General features: G+C 48.1%; 14 protein-coding genes. 5 read left to right on the top strand and 9 right to left on the bottom strand.

All coding sequences use genetic code 11. From position 1 onward, the window contains the following. Positions 1–77: 77 nt before the first annotated feature. Positions 78–2,504: a TonB-dependent receptor gene (locus JYB87_RS10710; RefSeq protein ID WP_207353493.1), complete on the bottom strand. Its 2,427-nt coding sequence runs from the start codon at positions 2,502–2,504 to the stop codon at positions 78–80. A gap of 465 nt (positions 2,505–2,969) precedes the next feature. After that, positions 2,970–4,253 (bottom strand): alpha/beta fold hydrolase, encoded by a 1,284-nt coding sequence (locus JYB87_RS10705; RefSeq protein WP_207353492.1) that lies wholly within the window; start codon positions 4,251–4,253, stop codon positions 2,970–2,972. Between the two features lie 180 nt (positions 4,254–4,433). Here JYB87_RS10705 and JYB87_RS10700 point away from each other — a divergent pair, with 180 nt between their 5' ends. The 3 genes from JYB87_RS10700 to JYB87_RS10690 all read left to right on the top strand — a co-directional run bounded on the left by JYB87_RS10700 (position 4,434) and on the right by JYB87_RS10690 (position 6,636). Then, positions 4,434–5,081 carry an MBL fold metallo-hydrolase gene (locus tag JYB87_RS10700; RefSeq protein WP_207353491.1) on the top strand — a complete coding sequence of 216 codons (648 nt, stop codon included), beginning with the start codon at positions 4,434–4,436 and terminating at the stop codon, positions 5,079–5,081. Between the two features lie 95 nt (positions 5,082–5,176). After that, the gene (locus tag JYB87_RS10695; protein ID WP_207353490.1) at positions 5,177–6,010 is read left to right on the top strand and encodes an alpha/beta fold hydrolase; all 834 of its coding nucleotides are present in this window, start codon (positions 5,177–5,179) and stop codon (positions 6,008–6,010) included. Between the two features lie 83 nt (positions 6,011–6,093). After that, entirely contained in the window at positions 6,094–6,636 is a 543-nt protein-coding gene (locus JYB87_RS10690) for an HD domain-containing protein (protein ID WP_207353489.1), read from the top strand. A 76-nt stretch (positions 6,637–6,712) separates the two neighbouring features. Here the strand turns inward: JYB87_RS10690 and pstB are convergent, their stop codons facing one another. From pstB to JYB87_RS10655, 7 genes are all read right to left on the bottom strand, one after another. Then, positions 6,713–7,525 carry a phosphate ABC transporter ATP-binding protein PstB gene (gene pstB, locus JYB87_RS10685; RefSeq protein ID WP_207353488.1) on the bottom strand — a complete coding sequence of 271 codons (813 nt, stop codon included), beginning with the start codon at positions 7,523–7,525 and terminating at the stop codon, positions 6,713–6,715. Beyond that, the gene (gene pstA, locus JYB87_RS10680; RefSeq protein WP_207353487.1) at positions 7,525–8,355 is read right to left on the bottom strand and encodes a phosphate ABC transporter permease PstA; all 831 of its coding nucleotides are present in this window, start codon (positions 8,353–8,355) and stop codon (positions 7,525–7,527) included. Before pstA ends, pstB begins: the two co-directional genes overlap by 1 nt. Further along, positions 8,352–9,287 carry a phosphate ABC transporter permease subunit PstC gene (pstC, locus tag JYB87_RS10675; RefSeq protein WP_207353486.1) on the bottom strand — a complete coding sequence of 312 codons (936 nt, stop codon included), beginning with the start codon at positions 9,285–9,287 and terminating at the stop codon, positions 8,352–8,354. The genes pstA and pstC overlap by 4 nt, the downstream gene beginning before the upstream one ends. 70 nt (positions 9,288–9,357) lie before the next feature. Then, positions 9,358–10,401: a phosphate ABC transporter substrate-binding protein PstS gene (pstS, locus tag JYB87_RS10670; RefSeq protein WP_207353485.1), complete on the bottom strand. Its 1,044-nt coding sequence runs from the start codon at positions 10,399–10,401 to the stop codon at positions 9,358–9,360. A gap of 240 nt (positions 10,402–10,641) precedes the next feature. Further along, a complete protein-coding gene (ilvN, locus tag JYB87_RS10665) occupies positions 10,642–11,139 on the bottom strand; it encodes an acetolactate synthase small subunit (RefSeq protein ID WP_207353484.1) in 498 nt (165 codons plus the stop codon). Next, complete coding sequence (locus JYB87_RS10660; RefSeq protein ID WP_207353483.1) at positions 11,139–12,875, bottom strand: acetolactate synthase 3 large subunit; 1,737 nt, start codon at positions 12,873–12,875, stop codon at positions 11,139–11,141. The genes ilvN and JYB87_RS10660 overlap by 1 nt, the downstream gene beginning before the upstream one ends. 300 nt (positions 12,876–13,175) lie before the next feature. After that, on the bottom strand, positions 13,176–14,399 hold the full coding sequence (locus tag JYB87_RS10655) for a multidrug effflux MFS transporter (RefSeq protein ID WP_407695847.1): 1,224 nt from the start codon (positions 14,397–14,399) through the stop codon (positions 13,176–13,178). A 205-nt stretch (positions 14,400–14,604) separates the two neighbouring features. Here JYB87_RS10655 and JYB87_RS10650 point away from each other — a divergent pair, with 205 nt between their 5' ends. After that, positions 14,605–16,458 carry a choice-of-anchor I family protein gene (locus JYB87_RS10650; RefSeq protein WP_207353482.1) on the top strand — a complete coding sequence of 618 codons (1,854 nt, stop codon included), beginning with the start codon at positions 14,605–14,607 and terminating at the stop codon, positions 16,456–16,458. Between the two features lie 127 nt (positions 16,459–16,585). After that, positions 16,586–17,800 (top strand): GNAT family N-acetyltransferase, encoded by a 1,215-nt coding sequence (locus tag JYB87_RS10645; RefSeq protein ID WP_228729841.1) that lies wholly within the window; start codon positions 16,586–16,588, stop codon positions 17,798–17,800. Positions 17,801–17,820: the final 20 nt, after the last annotated feature.

The following is a 17,820-nucleotide window of genomic DNA, read 5'->3' as shown; positions in this document are numbered from 1 at the left end:
GCCCTTTTGATTGTCATGCCTCATCCCATATCACCAGCGCTCTCGGTTAAGGGCTGGCGGTTGGAGAATGGGTCCGCTTAATAGAACATGTAGTCGACTCTCAGGGTGACGGTACGACCATCCAAGTAGTTGACATACTGAGGTGCATAAGTGTCGCCTGGTGAGCGAGAGTCAGCACGGCGGTAGGTGGTGACTTCACGATCAAACAGGTTGTTGATATGCAGGCTCAGGTTGATGTTGTCATTCACTTCCATACGGCCAGAAAGATTCATATAGCCATAAGCCGGTGAAATATCTTCATCGCGGGTATTGAAGTGGCTCTTGAAGCTGCCATAAACCGAGTAGTCTAAGCGCACGTTCGCGTTGTGACTAAACAGATCTAAACCTTGGTCCAGCGCGAGATAACCGTTGTACTTAGGCACCATGGTCATGTCATCGCCTTTCTTGGCAGAAATAGTGGCGTTGTCTTCGGTCACTTCCGCATTGGTATAAGACGCGTTAACGATCATTTTCAGATCATCGGTCAACCATGCGGTTGATTCTAACTCCAAGCCACGAGAGCGCGCTTTGCCGCCGTTGGCTGTGTAGGTGAAGCTACAGGTTTCCATGAACACATCAGTTTTCATGTCGGTCCAATCAATCTGATAGGCCGCTGCCGCTAAATCAACTTTGCCGCCAAACATGCGAGATTTTACGCCCACTTCATAGTTTTTAATTGCATCAGAGGTGTAGCGGTCTTTGCGGTTAACCGCGTTAGGATCGTCAATACACAAACCAGGCAATGGGCCGTTGTTGCCGCCTGGACGATAACCTTCAGAGTACAAGCTGTAGACCGAGAAATCATTGGTTGGACGCCAAGAGGCGCTCAACTTATAACGGTTACCAGACTCTTTACCGCCTGTTTCGCTGGCATCTGTGGCCCAAACGCCCAACTGTGCGTATGAGCTGTGGTCACGCAAATCATAACGACGAATCCCTGCGTTCAATTCCAAGTCACCGTAGTCGCCCAGATCAAACAGATAAGAGGTATCGGCAAAGAACGCTAACTCACGACTACTGTCATCAAAGTAGGTGAGGTTCCACATCAGGTTCGGGTTGTTCCAGTTATCTACGCCCACTTGACGACCATCAACACCCATAGCAGCGATAAACAATGCTGAATCGATGTCAGTGGCACTGAAGAACTCATCCTGTGCGTGTGGTGAATAAGGGGTATTCGATTTGTCGTAGTAGGCGCCGATTGTCCAAGACCAAGGGCTGGTGGTATCTAAGTTTTGCAGACGTAACTGATGGGTCTGACGAGTATCTTTCTGATCTTCGGTGAGCCAGTCATCCATCAAGTTCACGAAGTCGAGACGGGCAAAGTCACGCAGTGCGTCGTGCTTAGTTGTGCGATAAGAACCGGCATAACTTAGGGTCGCGAAGCCGAGAATGTCATCATGATCTAAACTCAGGGTATAGAGATTGGTGGCATCTTTTGACCAATCATCAATACGTTGCCAAATTTGATAGCGGCTTGGTACACCACGCTGCGCTTTCAATGCGTTAGTGCCCTCACGACAAACTGCGCGGTTAGCCGTTGGGTCGCAATCTACGGTAAAAATGCCGATGTCGTAGCCGTAGGCGGCATCAGGGTTTTGCGTGGCAGAATAGTCATAGAAGTAGCCGGGTGTAGCCAAATCGCCGCGAGTCGGGCCATGACTTTTCTCTTCGGTGTACATGTAGCCCGCGACTATGTTCAGCTCAGGCGTTGCTTGCCAGCGTAACTTGCCGCGAAGCAACATATCGTTGCTATTGGCTTGCAGGCCGGTATTCATATTGACGAACTTACCTTGGCTATTGGCATGGTTGAAGTTCACCCGCAGCGCCAGTTTGTCTGACACCAATGGAATGTTCATGCCGACGGAATAGTTATCGCTTGTGCCAGCAACATCTGCCTCTTGACTAGCTTGCAACGAGCCAAACAGTTCAAAATCTTGCAGTTGTGGCTGCTTGGTGATGATACGCACTGTACCGCCGATGGCATTTGAACCATAAAGCGTACCTTGTGGGCCGCGCAGTACTTCAATGCGATCGATGTCGGTCAGGTTGGTGTAGTTAAACGGCACGTCATCCACGAAGGTTGAGGTTGTATCAGGCGATGCATCATTACCGCCACTTAAACCACGTAACACTAACTGGTCGCCGGGCATCGCTGCGCCTGCCAAGGTGCGGTACAGATCTTCGGCGTAACTGATATCACGATCAGCCAGCTCAGCTGCAGATACTGCAGACACTGACATTGGAATTTCTAATAGGGTTTCTGCTTTATGGCGTGCAGTCACAGTGATTTTTTCAATATCACCTGAAGAGCCTTTTACTGCGGCGCGTTCGATGCTGCTTTGATCATCTGCGGGGGGAGTATTGGCATCTTGAGCAAAGGCGAGTTGGCCTAGGCCTAAGGTGCTCAACAACGACAGTTGGATCAGGTTGTAATTAAATCTCTTACGACGAGAGAATTCCATAATAGTTATTCTTCCTTTGGACAGCTTTGTCGCTTTATTTTTATTTGATGAGTGATTTAGCTAAATCATTCGATGTTGATCATCGACGCGACATAAAGCCTTAACAAACTCGCTACGTCAACTGGCAATAATTTTACAAAGTGTTTGGATTTATTAGCATTTGTTTAAATTGGCAGCAGTTTGCTATGGTTGATTTTTCGCTATTTAATAGATTATCTAAGGCTGTGCTAATAGCTTATCTAATCAAACTGCAGCGAAATGTCTGACATTTTGGCGGAGAAGGTGGTTGAAGGACGTGACAATACAAAAAGAAGGATAAAAATATCTAATCAATAAAAATGACTTTCTAAGCAAGTTTCGCAGTGGCTGGCAACTGTCAGAGAAAACCATTGTTACAAAATAACTGAGTGACGCTCGGCGTAAATTACCGCCGTCAGCGTCACACAGAAGTGGATAAATGGTGGCTTAGCGTAGCTGTTCACCACGCACTAGGGCGATGAGCTTATTGAGAATATGTTCTCCGTCCATACGAATGCCGTTATGTTCATATTCTGAGGTCACCCAAGTGTGCATGTTAGCTACCAAGGCAGCAGTTTCTTCACTGAATTGGCGCTCGACATACATATCATTGCTGTAAATCGCCGCCGCGACGGGTACCTTATTTTGCGCAAGCTGATCGAGGTCATAGAGTGTTGGCCAATCCGCTTTGTGGGCGAGCAGCTCAGCAGCTTCGGCTAAGGGCGTTAACCAGTTAATCTGCTTAAACATCCACGGGAACACCATTTCGCCAGTAAACAATAGTTCTTCGGCATCAGTAGCAAATTCGGGCAAGGACTGCCGCACTTGGTGGGCAGCCCATTGCGATGCATCGGTTTGGCAATAGATGGCTTCATGCAAAATCGCATAGATAGGATTGGTGTGATAACTCAGTAATTCATTCACTTGAGCTAAAAACAGCGGGTTAAGCTGTTGCCCGGATGGCGTATCAATTAAGGCTTGCTCAAGCAGGTAGTAAAGCGTTTCTGCGCCTTGCTCCATGCCAAGATGGATGCCGAGCAGTTGTAGCATTTCGACACTTAGGGTATCGCCATTGGGGAGCAGTACTTGATGCTGGCGAAGGTAACTCACCAGCTGTTGGGTTAGCGCTCTTGCGTCAGAAAATCGGTTAAAGAAGTCGCGATTTTTTTGCAATACGCGCTTAAACGTTGCTTGATACACTTCTGCGGCGCTGCGGGTGAGAGATGGTATGCCGCCAGTGATAAAAGCTTGTTTCAAGCCCTCTGGTGCAACGCTCAAATAGTGCAGAATACAAAAGCCACCAAAACTTTGGCCGAGCGCTGACCATGGTTGATCTGGTGATAGCTGTTGCCTAATCGCTTCGGCGTCGCGCACTATGTTGTCGGCGCGAAAATGCTGCAAGTACTCGGCTTGTTGTGCCGGTGTGAGTTGCTGCAGACTGGCGTAGCTAATCGGCGAAGACAGCCCTGTGCCACGTTGATCGAGCAATAGCACGCGAAACTCAGTTAACGCCCGCTTTAGCCAACCACTATTGGCGCCCGGACGCATGGCGCCAAAGCCGGGGCCGCCCTGAAAAAATACCAAAAATGGCAGGTTCTCAGCACCTGCTTGCAGACCGCGGACTTCGCGGGCAAAGATACGAATACATTTTTCAGGTGATTGATAATCTAGCGGTAAATCAAAGAAGTGCTTGTAAGCAACAGCTCCCGCAATGTGGATTTGAGCGTCCATCTACAGACCTTAGCGATAACACAATAGGGCAGCATGTTACCGCAATTTTGTGAGCCAATGCAGTGCCGATAGGGCGAGTAGGGCAGATATTTATAGCGAAAGACGTTAGACTGCTTGCACTGTTCGCGGTGGCAGATAAGCTGTTACTGCATAAGCTAAAACAGATGAGTAGTTAACAAGATGAAATATCAAATAGTTCCTGTGACGCCTTTCCAACAAAACTGCAGTGTCATCTGGTGTGAAGAGACCAATAAAGCGGCGGTTGTCGATCCGGGCGGTGATATTGAGCGCATTCAAGCTGCCATGACTGAACACGGCTTAACCTTAGAGAAAATCTTGTTAACCCACGGCCATATTGATCATGTGGGTGGCGCAACGGCGTTAGCAGCCGCAACCGGTGTAGAGATTATTGGGCCACAAGAAGCGGATGCCTTTTGGTTAGATAATCTGCCGATGCAGAGCCAGAAATTCGGTTTTCCTACGATGGATAAATTTGCCCCAAGCCAATACCTGAATGATGGTGACACTGTGACGGTCGGCAATATCACTCTGAATGTGTTGCATTGTCCCGGTCACACCCCAGGCCATGTGGTGTTCTATTCTGCACAGGATCATATTGCTTTTGTGGGCGATGTGCTGTTCCGGGGTTCTATTGGCCGTACCGATTTCCCCGGTTCGAATCATCAAGTACTGCTGGATTCCATTCGTAAAAAGCTTTGGCCATTAGGGGATGAGATGAAGTTTGTGCCGGGGCATGGCCCGATGTCGACCATTGCAGAAGAGCGCAAACATAACCCATTTGTGGCGGACAAGTTGTTTGAATCTTAATTGCCTTTCCGGGCGTTAATTCGAGAGGTTCGCGGAGGATTTCGTTAACGTCTCACACGTAAAAGACACGTAAAAAGGAACATTGCAGACACAACGTGATTAACAAAGTGGTTTTCGCAACCTTTGTCATCGCCGCCATCTATTACCTGATGGCGGCAGTTGCGCTGCACTGTTTTTTGTCGGCACTGATTTTTGTTAAGGTGCCAGTCAGTACCACCCATGAAACCCAGCGCTATCAGGTTGAACATGCTGGCGCCAGTGCGGTTATTCGTGCCTACATTTCAGCACATGAAAGCGGTTGCGCGCTGTTTTTCCCCGGTCAGCATGGCGGGATCGACGGCTACGAAACCCCATTATTTACCCCACTGAATGCCCGAGGTATTTCGGTATATGCCATTTCTTATCCGGGGTATGAAGGGGCTAAAGGCAGCGCCAGTTTTGCCAATGTGCTGACGCTAACGCAATCCGCCGTAGCGTTTATTGAACAAATGTCCTCTTGCCGAATTGCGGAGTCAGTGTTTATTGGACGCTCGTTAGGCGCGGCAATCGCGTTGGAGAATGCCTTAGTTCAACCGCCCAAAGCGTTGCTACTCGATGGGGTGGCAGCCTCATTAGCGGGTGCTATACGCCAGAAATTCAGTGCCAACATGTTATTAAAACCGCTGCAACTGCTACCTGTTGAATCACTGCTGCAATTCGAGCTTGAGCTCACTCAGCAACTCTCTCAGTTGCATGACGTGGCTGTGGTGATATTCCAAGGTGACCAAGATCAACGTACGCCGCTAACCGCATTACTGTTGGCGGTCACAAGCCATCCACAACTGGATTTGAACGCTATCAAGGGCGGAATCCATGCTGATGCGTGGCTTAAAGCTGGGCCGTTATATTTCGATAAACTTTGTCAGCAAATACGCTGTGCAGCACCTTAATTAGCTGCTTTGCAATGAGAGATGAAGCACGGCTGCTAAAGCAAGGGCACTTAATTTAGGGTGCTTAATCAAAGGGGGAGTCAATGAGTCTTTGGGATCAAGATAGCTATCAGCGAGCGTGGAATTTTGCCTCCAGAATCCACAACGGACAGACATTGCCCGCCAGTGATATTTCCTATATCAATCATCTGGGATTGGTGGCAATGGAAGCGATGGCCGCTGTAGCACATGGCGGTATAGAACAGCCTAACTTACTGGTGATGTGCGCATTATTGCATGATGCTATTGAAGATACGCCAACCACTTACGAGCAAATTTTGGCTGAGTTCGGCCAAGAGATTGCAGACGGTGTCTCGGCGTTAACTAAAGATACAAAGCTTGGCAGTAAAGAGGCGCAGATGCAGGACAGTCTAGCGCGAATTAAACTGCAGCCAAAAGCCGTGTGGATGGTGAAATTGTGCGACCGTATCACCAATCTTCAAGCGCCGCCAGCGCATTGGGATAATACAAAAATTAAGGCGTATCAGGCAGAGGCGCGGTTGATTTTGCTGCAGCTTGGCGATGCGAATCCATTTCTTGCCCAACGGTTGGCCGCCAAAATCGCCCATTATGATGGCTATCTGTGATATGTGTAAGTAATTGATAAAAAACAAAAAGGGGCGATTGTGCCCCTTTTCTAATTTGTGCTGAACGCAATGTGGCTTAGCCGAATGTGCCCTTAACGTAATCTTGAGTACGTTGATTCTTTGGCTGGTTAAACACCTGTTGGGTTTCACCAAATTCAATCAACTCACCTAAATACATAAAGGCGGTGTAGTCAGAGATACGCGCCGCTTGCTGCATATTGTGAGTCACGATTACGATGGTGTAATCCTTGCGCAGTTCAGTGATCAGCTTTTCGATACCTTGAGTCGCAATTGGGTCGAGTGCTGAGGTTGGCTCGTCCATCAAAATCACATCTGGTTTTAATGCGATAGTGCGGGCGATACACAAACGTTGCTGTTGACCACCAGATAAACCTGAAGCATCTGTATGCAGCTTTTCTTTCACTTCGTTCCACAGTTGCGCTTTTTCTAACGCTTCTTGAACGCGCGCATCCATCTGCTTACGTGACAGGCTTTCGTACAACTTGATACCAAAAGCGATGTTGTCGTAAATGCTCATTGGGAACGGCGTTGGCTTTTGGAATACCATGCCGATTTTGGCACGCAGGTCGTTTAAATCAACTTTCTTATCCAGCACTTTGATATCGCTGCCAAGGGTCACATCACCTTCAGCATATTGGCCTGGATACAGTTCATAAATACGGTTTAAACAACGTAATAGCGTTGATTTACCACAACCAGACGGACCGATCATCGCAGTCACGTGATTCTCGTAGATTGGCATGGTGACATCGAATAACACACGCTTGTCTTTTCCGTAGAAGAAGTTCAAGTCTTTGATGTCCATACGTTTAACCAACGGGTTTACATTAGGTTGTTGGTAATCTTTCAATTGGGCTACCTGATTCATCAGGACCTCCGCTTTTTAAGTTGTGGTAATGCTCTTGAAAGAACATTGAGGAACAAAATGGCCATGGTAATTAACAATGCGCCGGACCAGGCCAGTTGGTTCCACGATTCGTACGGGCTCATTGCGTATTGATAGATTGTCACCGGCAAGTTTGCCATAGGCTCATTCGGGTTAACAGACATAAAGCTGGAATTTAGTGCTGTAAATAGTAGCGGTGCTGTCTCGCCACTGATACGGGCAATCGACAGCAAAATCCCAGTGACAATGCCTGTTCCCACCGCGCGGTAGCTCAATTGCAGGGTGACGCGCCATTTTGGCGTACCTAAGCCTGCACCTGCTTCACGAAGCTGAGTGGGGACCAGTTTGAGCATCTCTTCAGTGGTGCTGATGATCACTGGCAGGGCGATGATGGCCAATGCGATTGAACCTGCCCAACCTGAGAAGTGACCTGAAGTCACCACCACAATTTCATAGACGAACAGACCAATCAAAATTGACGGTGCGCTCATCAGCATACCGTTCAAAAAGCGAATGGTATCTGCAGTTTTCGAGTTCTGACCATATTCAGCCAACCACGTCCCCGCTAACACGCCGATAGGGGTTGCCACTAATATGCCGATACCGGTCATAATCACGCTACCGATAATCGCATTGAGCAAGCCACCTTCGCCGCCAGGGCCCGGAGTTACTTGAGTGAACAGTGCCCAGTTCATCCCGGCAAAGCCTTTTTGGAACAGGGTGAACAGGATCAGTACCAAAATGCCCAAGCCGATTGCGGTAGAGGCTAAGCACAGAAATTTAAACAGCTCGTTTTTAAACTTGCGGATCATTTCGCTTTCCTCCGCAACAGCACTCGTGCAGTACCCATCACCATAAAGGTGATCATAAACAGTACCAAACCAAGGCCAATCAGCGCTGAAATATGCATGTCGCCAGTGGCTTCGTTGAATTGGTTGGCAATTGAGGCCGAGATTGACGTCGCAGGCATAAACAAGCTGGTGTCGATGCTTTGCGCACCACCGATGACGAAGGTAATTGCCATGGTTTCGCCCAGCGCGCGACCCAACGCCAGAATCAACGCACCAAAGATTGGCCCTTTAATCGCTGGCAGTAACACCTTCACAATCACTTCAAATTGCGTTGCGCCAATACCATAGGTGGCTTCACGTAATACCTTAGGAACTGTCGACAAGGCTTCTTTAATCAGTGATGTTAGGATCGGCAAAATCATAAAAGCGAGAATAATGCCTGAGGTTAACAAGCCAACACCCATCGGTGGACCACTAAACAGGGTGCCGATGACCGGAATTTCAGAAAGGTTATCGCTGGCCCAAATTTGAAAGCCGTCTGCAAACCACGGGGCAAACACAAACAAACCCCACATGCCATAGATGATAGATGGCACAGCAGCTAACAATTCGATAGCGATAAACAAAGGTTTTGAAATCGCTGCAGGGCAGAGTTCCGACAGGAAGATTGCCACGCCTAAGCCAATTGGTAAGGCCAGCATTACCGCGATAACGGAAGAAACCACAGTACCGTACAGGGCGTTTAGGGCGCCAAACTCTTCGGTTACTGGGTTCCACTCAGTACTAGTGAAAAAAGACAGACCAAATTTTTCCATCGCTGGCCAAGCACCAAATATCAGCGATAGCATAATGCAGAACATCAATACCGATATCAGTCCAGCACTGACGAAACAGGCGCGACGGAATAGGTTGTCACCTTGCCAAGGAAAATCCACGATTGAAATTGCTCTCATAAATCTCAACTTTTTAGAAATGGCTTAGCCCTCGCAAATTAATCGCGAGGGCTAGGGTCATTACAGTGGCTTAGTAAACTGCTTTACCATCTGCTTTGATATCGTTGTGCCACATGGTTTCAACCATTTTCACAACGTTGTCTGGCATTGGGATATATTCCAGCTCAGCAGCCAGGTCATCACCGTTTGCGTAAGACCATTCGAAGAACTTCAGCACTTCTTTAGCAGTTGCTTCGTTAGCTTGCTCTTTGTGCATCAGGATGAAAGTCGCAGCAGTCATTGGCCATGACTCAGCACCTGGTTGGTCGTTCAGGATCAGTTTGAAGCCAGGAGCGTTTGCCCAGTCAGCGTTAGCTGCAGCAGCTTGGAAAGCGCCCATTGTTGGCAGAACAAACTTGCCGTCTTTGTTTTTCAGTTGGGTGTAAGCCAGACCGTTGGTCTTAGCATAAGCAAACTCAACGTAGCCGATAGCGCCTTTAGTGCGTTTTACGAAGTTAGCTACACCAGCGTTACCTTTACCACCCAGTTGGTTGGCTTCTTTTGGCCACGCTACTTCTTTACCTACACCTGTGCTTGATTTCCAGTCACCGCTTACGCGGCTCAGGTAGTCAGTGAAGTTATAAGTAGTACCTGAACCGTCTGAACGGTGAACGGTATAGATTGGGGTTTTTGGCAGTTTAACGCCGCTGTTCAGTTCAGCAATTGCTGCGTCATCCCAGCTTTTTACTTTACCCAAATAAATGTCTGCTAACAGTTCACCAGACAACTTCAGTTCACCTGCTTTCAAACCTGGCAGGTTAACTACAGCAACGATAGAACCCATAACTGCTGGAAATTGCACCAGACCGTCTTTATCCAAAGCTTCTTTATTCAATGGCGCATCTGATGCACCGAAATCTACTGTCTTAGCAACGATTTGCTTGATACCGCCGCCTGAACCGATAGCTTGGTAGTTCAGTTTTACGCCGGTTTCTTTGTTATACTGCTCAGCCCATTTTGCATATACTGGGTAAGGGAAAGTAGCACCAGCACCGTTGATTACTGTGTCAGCGAATGCTGAAGTTGAACAAACGATAGCACATCCAAACAGCGCGCCCTTAAGCAAGTTTTTCATATATCAATCCTAAAATTTGACATTCCAGTCGTTGGTTAGTTGACGGGGAGCAGTTTGTCACCGTTAAATGACAGCTATGTGACAGTGATAAAATATGATGAAAAAATTGCGCAAAAAATAGCAGATGGCGAGTTGTTTAGCGTTTTGTGAAATATTGATTTTTACTTATAGTAATGATTTAAAAGTAAAAACAAATAAGGCGCCTAGGGGCGCCTTATAAATATGACATGTTTGTGACAGTTACACTTTCATCGCTTTATCGCCACGAGCAAGGCCAACAACGCCTGAACGTGACACTTCTATGACTTTTGTTGTTTCTGTCATCGCACTGATAAAGGAGTCCAGTTTCTCTGATGTACCCGCCAGTTGGATGGTGTAGAGATTCGATGTGACATCAATGATTTGGCCGCGGAAGATATCGGCCATGCGTTTGACTTCATCGCGCATCTCGCCAACTGCTCTGACTTTAATCAACGCCAGTTCCCGCTCAACATAAGCGGTTTCGGTGATGTTGGATACTTTGAGTACATCGATCAACTTGTGTAGCTGCTTCTCGATTTGCTCAAGAATCGACTCATCGGCAAAGACAGATACCGTCAGACGAGACAGGGTGGCATCTTCGGTAGGCGCCACGTTCAAGGTATCAATGTTGTAACCACGTTGAGAAAACAAGCCAACTACGCGAGACAAAGCACCAGGTTGGTTTTCCATCAATACAGAAATAATTCGGCGTTTCATCAGCATTTCTCCGTTTTGCTCAACCACATGTCACTCATAGAACCGCCACGGATCTGCATCGGGTAGACGTGTTCTGTTTCATCTACGCTGATATCGACAAATACCAGCCGATCTTCCATTGCCAGCGCTTCTGCGAGTTTGCCTTCTAGCTCATCAGGATGACTCACCGTCATGCCTACATGGCCATAGGCTTCTGCAATCTTGGCAAAATTCGGTACGGAATCCATGTAGGATTGCGAGTGGCGACCAGCATAAATAATGTCTTGCCACTGCTTCACCATACCTAGGAAGCGGTTGTTGAGGTTGATGATCTTAACGGGAACGCCGTATTGCAGTGCAGTTGAAAGCTCTTGAATGTTCATCTGGATTGAACCGTCACCGGTAACACAAACAACGGTTTCATCAGGCAGCGCCATCTTCACGCCCATTGCAGCAGGTAAGCCAAAGCCCATAGTGCCAAGACCACCTGAGTTGATCCAACGGCGTGGCTTATTAAACGGATAATACAGCGCAGCGAACATTTGGTGCTGACCTACGTCTGAGGCCACATAGGCTTCGCCTTTGGTCAGTTTGTATAGCGTTTCAATCACTTGTTGTGGCTTGATACGCTCAGCTGACTTTTCATAGTTCAGGCATTGACGGTCACGCCAATGGTTAATCTGATGCCACCACTGTTCAATCGCACTTGCGTCTTGATTGCTATCAATACCTTCTTCTAACAGTTCCAGCATGTCGCTTAACACGGCGTCAGCTGAGCCAACGATCGGGATATCGGCATGGACGGTTTTTGAAATTGAAGAAGGATCGATATCGATATGAACAACGCTGGCGTTAGGGCAGTATTTCGCTAGGTTGTTGGTGGTGCGGTCGTCGAAACGCACACCAATACCAAAAATAAGGTCACAGTTATGCATGGCCATGTTGGCTTCATACAAACCGTGCATGCCCAACATGCCTAAATGGTTAGTGTGGTTGCCGGGAAATGCGCCTAAGCCCATCAAGGTACTGACCACCGGCAAGTTCAGTTTTTCCGCCAGTTGAGTGAGTTTCTGATTGCTCTCAGAAATAACTGCGCCACCACCGACATACAGAACAGGTTTTTTCGCTTCAACCAGTGCTTGTAAACCTCGACGGATTTGCCCTTTATGGCCTGATACCGTTGGGTTATAAGAGCGCATTTTTACACTTTCTGGATATTGGTATTCATACAGCAGCGCTGGGTTCAGGCAGTCTTTTGGTAAATCAACAACGACGGGGCCTGGACGGCCAGACGCCGCGATAAAAAACGCCTTCTTAATGGTGTTAGGAATCTCGCGCGGATCAGTGACTAAGAAACTGTGCTTCACCACTGGGCGAGAGATACCGATCATGTCGCATTCTTGGAATGCGTCATTACCAATCAAGTTACTAGCTACCTGACCAGATAGCACCACTAGCGGGACAGAATCCATGTATGCCGTCGCAATACCGGTAATCGCGTTGGTTGCGCCAGGCCCTGAGGTCACCAAAACCACACCCACTTCACCGGTGGCACGCGCATAGCCGTCAGCCATATGCACGGCTGCTTGCTCATGGCGCACTAGAATGTGTTCGATTTTGAATTTTTCGTCTTGGGATATTTCGTGCAGAGCATCGTAGATGTCTAGAACAGAGCCACCGGGGTAGCCGAAAATATGTTTAACGCCTTCGTCAATCAACGAGCGGACGATCATGCTGGCGCCAGAAAGCATCTCCATTTGTCATTCCTCAATAGATACCGTTACGGTAAACAGTAACTTTTACAGCGACGGTAATCGCTTATAACAATAGTGAAACGGGTTTGTTTCACCACCCTAAAACTCAAACCATATTGGTTAACAATCCTGTAAGACTGTGAGTTTTTCTGTTACAAATGAACAGAAAGCCATCTTATGAAAATTCGACGGCTTTGCAAGCAGTTAGCGAGCGACTTTTCGTTTAAATGCTGATTTTTTCAACTAAAGTATGATCTGACACAAGAGTAAATGGCTCAAAAAGGCGGATTTGCCAAGCAAAAATTAGCTTGCTTGGCGTACAAATGTCCCTGGAAAGGTAAACAGCTGACAAATACCCACTAACACCACAGCGGCTGCCATCAAGGCACAGAATGGCATGGCTGTGCCGGTATAAAATAGCGCAAGGATTGGCCCCGCCAGCGCCCCCACGCCAAAGCGTAAGGTGCCAATTACCGCAGTAGCAGTGCCGGTTTCTTGTTTGAATTTCATCAATACAATCGCATCACTGTTCACCGACATAATCCCCATCGAGCCCAATAGCGGCACTAGCACAATCACCGTGTACCAATACGGCAGGGTAAAGTAATTGACCAGCAGCAGCGCGAAGGCGGCGACGGTGGCGGTTGCCGTGGCTAACGCCAACATCTTGCGCGAGCCGTGCTTGACCACAATGCGAGAGTTAACGAGGTTTGCAATCGCCAATGCGCCTACATTGAGTGCAAACAGTAACGCAAATGTATGGTCACTCAGGCCAAATACTTCCATGTATACAAACGGCGATGCTGTGAGGTAGCTGAAAAATGCCAGCGAACACAGCAAGCAACTACAAAGGTAGGGTTTTACGCCGGGGCGAGAAAACACGACTGCATAATTACGTAACATTGATTGGTGGCTGCGTTCACTCGTAGCCTTATCTGAAGGCATGCGTAACTTGAGCGTGACCAACAGCAGCAGTAGCAACGAGTATAGGGTTAATACGTAGAAGATTAGCCGCCAGTTACCGAGGCCTAAAATGACACTGCCAATGGTTGGCGCCGCTAACGGTGCAATCAGCATGATCAGTCCAACATAAGACATGCCTTTGGCAGTGTTATCACCGTAGATCTCTTTGACATAACCCGGAATCACCACGGTCGCCGCAGAGCCTAAAAAGGCCTGCACAAACCGTAGCACCAGAAATACAGACAGCTCTTCAGTTAGCGCCAGCCCTAAGGTGGTGAGCATAAACCCGCTTAGGCCTATGATGACAAGTGGACGGCGACCTACACGATCGGCTAATGGGCCAAAGGTCAGCATGCCCATTGCATAACCGGCGAGATAAATGCTGAGTGATTGCTGCACATCGGTAACGCTGGCATGAAAGCTTGCCGCAATAGTTGACATTGCCGGCAGGTACATATCGATGGTTAATGGCGTAATCGCCATAATTGCGGCCAACATGGGCAGTAACAGATATAAAGGTAGCGAAAAAGCGTTTGGGGGCGCTGATAAATTATCGGTCAAAATAACCTCATGAAAACCAAGGTGAAAATTTAAATAATTTTTATTGTTGTGGGTGAATAGTAGCCTGAGTCTGGTGTAATGCCAACTGTGATCTTTGTCACTTTTTGCTGTGGCGACGAAATGCCATCTGTCTGTCATCTAATTGTCTAATTTTTGTCACTTGTCTCGAGTAGCTTGTTGCAAACTTGTAACGTACTAGGGACGAAAAATGAAACTCAATCAACTTGCACTGCTGGTGTCCAGCGCCTTGTTGTTAGCAGCGTGTGGCGATGATGGTAAAGATGGTGTCGATGGTAGTAACGGATTGAGCAGCCTATTGCATTTGAGCGAATTAGCCATTGGCAGCAGCTGTAGCTTTGGTGGCCAATTAGTGGCCACAGGTCTAGATTTGAACGGCAACGGCACTCTGGAAGACGCAGAAGTTCAGCAGTCACAAACCTTATGTTATGACAGTGCAAGTGGTTTCAACATGGAGTTAATGGCGCGGCATGAAAGTGGCGTGTATGGACTAAGTGCGGCTGAAATCGTCGACTTTGATGCGGTTGCCGCAAAAGTATTAGTGGTGAATGCGCGTAGCGGCAAAGTCGATGTGCTGGATGCGAGTGGTCTTGCATCGACGGAAGCTGTGTCTGGTGCAGCTGCACTGGCGTTAAATAATCTGCCGTTGCTAAATGAACTCGATGTGGCTGCAGATATCGGTCTTGAGCGTTTGGGCGGGGTGAACAGCTTAGCGGTCCATGATGATTTGCTCGCGGTGGCGATTGAACGTGCCGACGAAGCCGGTAACAGCAAACAGGGCAATGGTTTTGTGGCGTTTTACCGCCGGATAGCAAGCGGCTATCAATACCTAAAAGCGGTGGAAGTCGGTGCATTACCTGACAACGTGGTATTTAGCCCCAATGGCCAATCGGTTTTAGTGGCCAATGAAGGTGAGCCCAACAACGCTTATGACGTTGACCCTGAAGGTTCAGTTGCGATTATCGCGGTCGTTGACGGTGAGCCAGCCGATAATGCCAATTTAGTGCGTTTTACTGACTTTAATGTTGGCGGCAGTCGAGCGGCTGAAGTCAGTAGCATGATTAAAATTAACGGCCCGGGCGCTTCAGTGGCGCAAGATCTTGAGCCGGAATACATCACCATTAGCGCTGACTCCAGTACCGCGTGGGTGAGCCTGCAGGAAAACAACGCCATTGCTAAGATTAATATCGGTTCAGCTACTGTTGATACACTTATCGCATTGGGCGAAAAGGATTTTGGCTTAGCTGAAAACGCACTTGATGCCAGTGATAAAGACGACATGGTCAACATCCGTCCGTATGAAGGTGTTTATGGCCTGTATATGCCAGACACTGTGGCAAGCTACCAGTGGCATGGCAGTGATTTTGTAGTGATGGCCAACGAAGGGGATTCGCGCGATTATGATGGTTTCTCGGAAGAAGCTCGTGCCGAAGATTTAGTGTTAGCCGCTAACCACCCGCAAGTGGCCGCCGCGCAAGACAAGAGTTTGTTAGGGCGCCTTAAAGTGACAACCTCGATGGGCGACGCTGACGGCGACGGCAACTATGAAAAAATCTACGCTTATGGCGCACGTTCATTCTCCATCTTGGATGGCGATGGTCGCATGGTGTTTGATTCGGGTAGCGATTTTGAGCGGATCACTGCATCGTTATTGGGGCTCAACTTCAACAACAATAACGAGGAAAACAAAGGCGATAGTCGCAGTGATGACAAAGGTCCAGAGCCAGAAGCATTGGCCGTGGGCAAGGTTGGCGACAAGACTTATGCCTTTATCGGCCTTGAGCGAACTGGCGGTATTATGGTGTACAACATCACTAATCCGTTTGATGTGCATTTTGTCGACTACATTGTTAACCGTGATTTTGATACTGATTTTGAAGTTGATACTGATACCGGTGAGTATGAAGGCAATATGCAGATGGCAGGTGATTTAGGTCCTGAAGGGATGAAATTTGTACCGGCTGAAAAAAGCCCTTTTGGTGTGCCAATGCTTGTGGTGGGTAACGAAGTTAGCGGCACTACCAGTATCTATCGCATCTATTAATCGAAAGTTGTTAGCGAAAAGCTTCGGGTTTTGCTCGAAGCTTTTTTGTTTTTAGCCCGCGGCTGGACTGTGATTGTCGAAACGAGTAGCTTAAATTTCCTGTTGTCGTCACGTTGAAGGAGTCAGGGTGCTAAAAGGAGCATGGAAGTGGCAGTTGCTCGATGATATTAGCCAAATTCCCGCTACACAGTGGGATGAGCTTATGCAGCCGGATACCCCGTTTAATTGCCACAGTTTTTTACTGGCGTTGGAGCAAAGCGGCTGTGTTGGTGCTGAGTCTGGCTGGTTGCCGATGCATCTCGTGCTATACCAAGATACGCAGTTGATGGCGGTGATGCCGCTCTATCGCAAGTTTCATTCTTACGGTGAGTATGTGTTTGATTGGTCGTGGGCAGATGCCTACGACAAGTATCAACTGAGTTACTATCCTAAGTTGGTCAGCGCGATTCCATTTACGCCTGCCACTGGGGCGCGATTGGCGATAAAAGCTGGCGTTGATCGTCAAGCTGTCACCGCGATGGTACAGCAGGTATTGCAACGAGAGCTACAAGAACACTCAAGTTGGCACGGGCTATTTCTTTCAAGCACCGAAACTGCCGTATGGCATGACGCCGCAGAGACTGAAATACAGTTATCAGCGTTTGTGGAAGCGCCCGCACACCACGCCAAACTTATTCGCCGCGAAGGCTGCCAGTACCATTGGTATAATCGCGGTTACAGCAGCTTTGACGATTTTCTTGCTGAACTGAGCTCATCCAAAAGAAAGAATATTCGTAAAGAGCGACGTCAGGTGGCAGAGTGGGATTATCGCTGGCGCAGTGGCGCTGAGATTTCTCCAGCATTGTGGCAGCGCTTTTTTCTCTGCTACCGGATGACCTATCTGAAACGTTCTGGTCACGGTGGTTATTTAAACCAAGCCTTCTTTCAATCACTAACGGCCAGCATGGGCGACAGCGTGAAATTGCTATTGGTCTGTGCGCATGGTGATAGTGACGAACAGGCCGTTGCAGCGGCGCTTTATTTCCATACGCCCAACAGTGATACCCTCTATGGCCGCTATTGGGGGTGTCTTGAGCAACATGATGGATTGCATTTCGAGGCCTGTTATTATCAAGGCATTGATTATTGTATTGCACAAAAATTGGCGTGTTTTAATGCTGGCGCGCAGGGTGAACATAAAGTGTTGCGCGGCTTTGAGCCGGTGAAAACCTACTCGTTGCATATGATTGCTGAGCCAGCGTTTGAACAAGCAATAGCGGATTTTTGCCAAGAGGAAATTAAACATAATCAGCAATATATGGACGGGCTTAGCGCTGCGCTGCCTTATCGCCAGCAAGGTTGAGCAAAAGCTTGTACTGAGCG

The sequence above is a fragment of the Shewanella avicenniae genome (assembly GCF_017354945.1).
GTDB classification, from domain to species: Bacteria; Pseudomonadota; Gammaproteobacteria; order Enterobacterales; family Shewanellaceae; genus Shewanella; species Shewanella avicenniae.
This window is presented reverse-complemented; position numbering and strand designations above follow the sequence as displayed.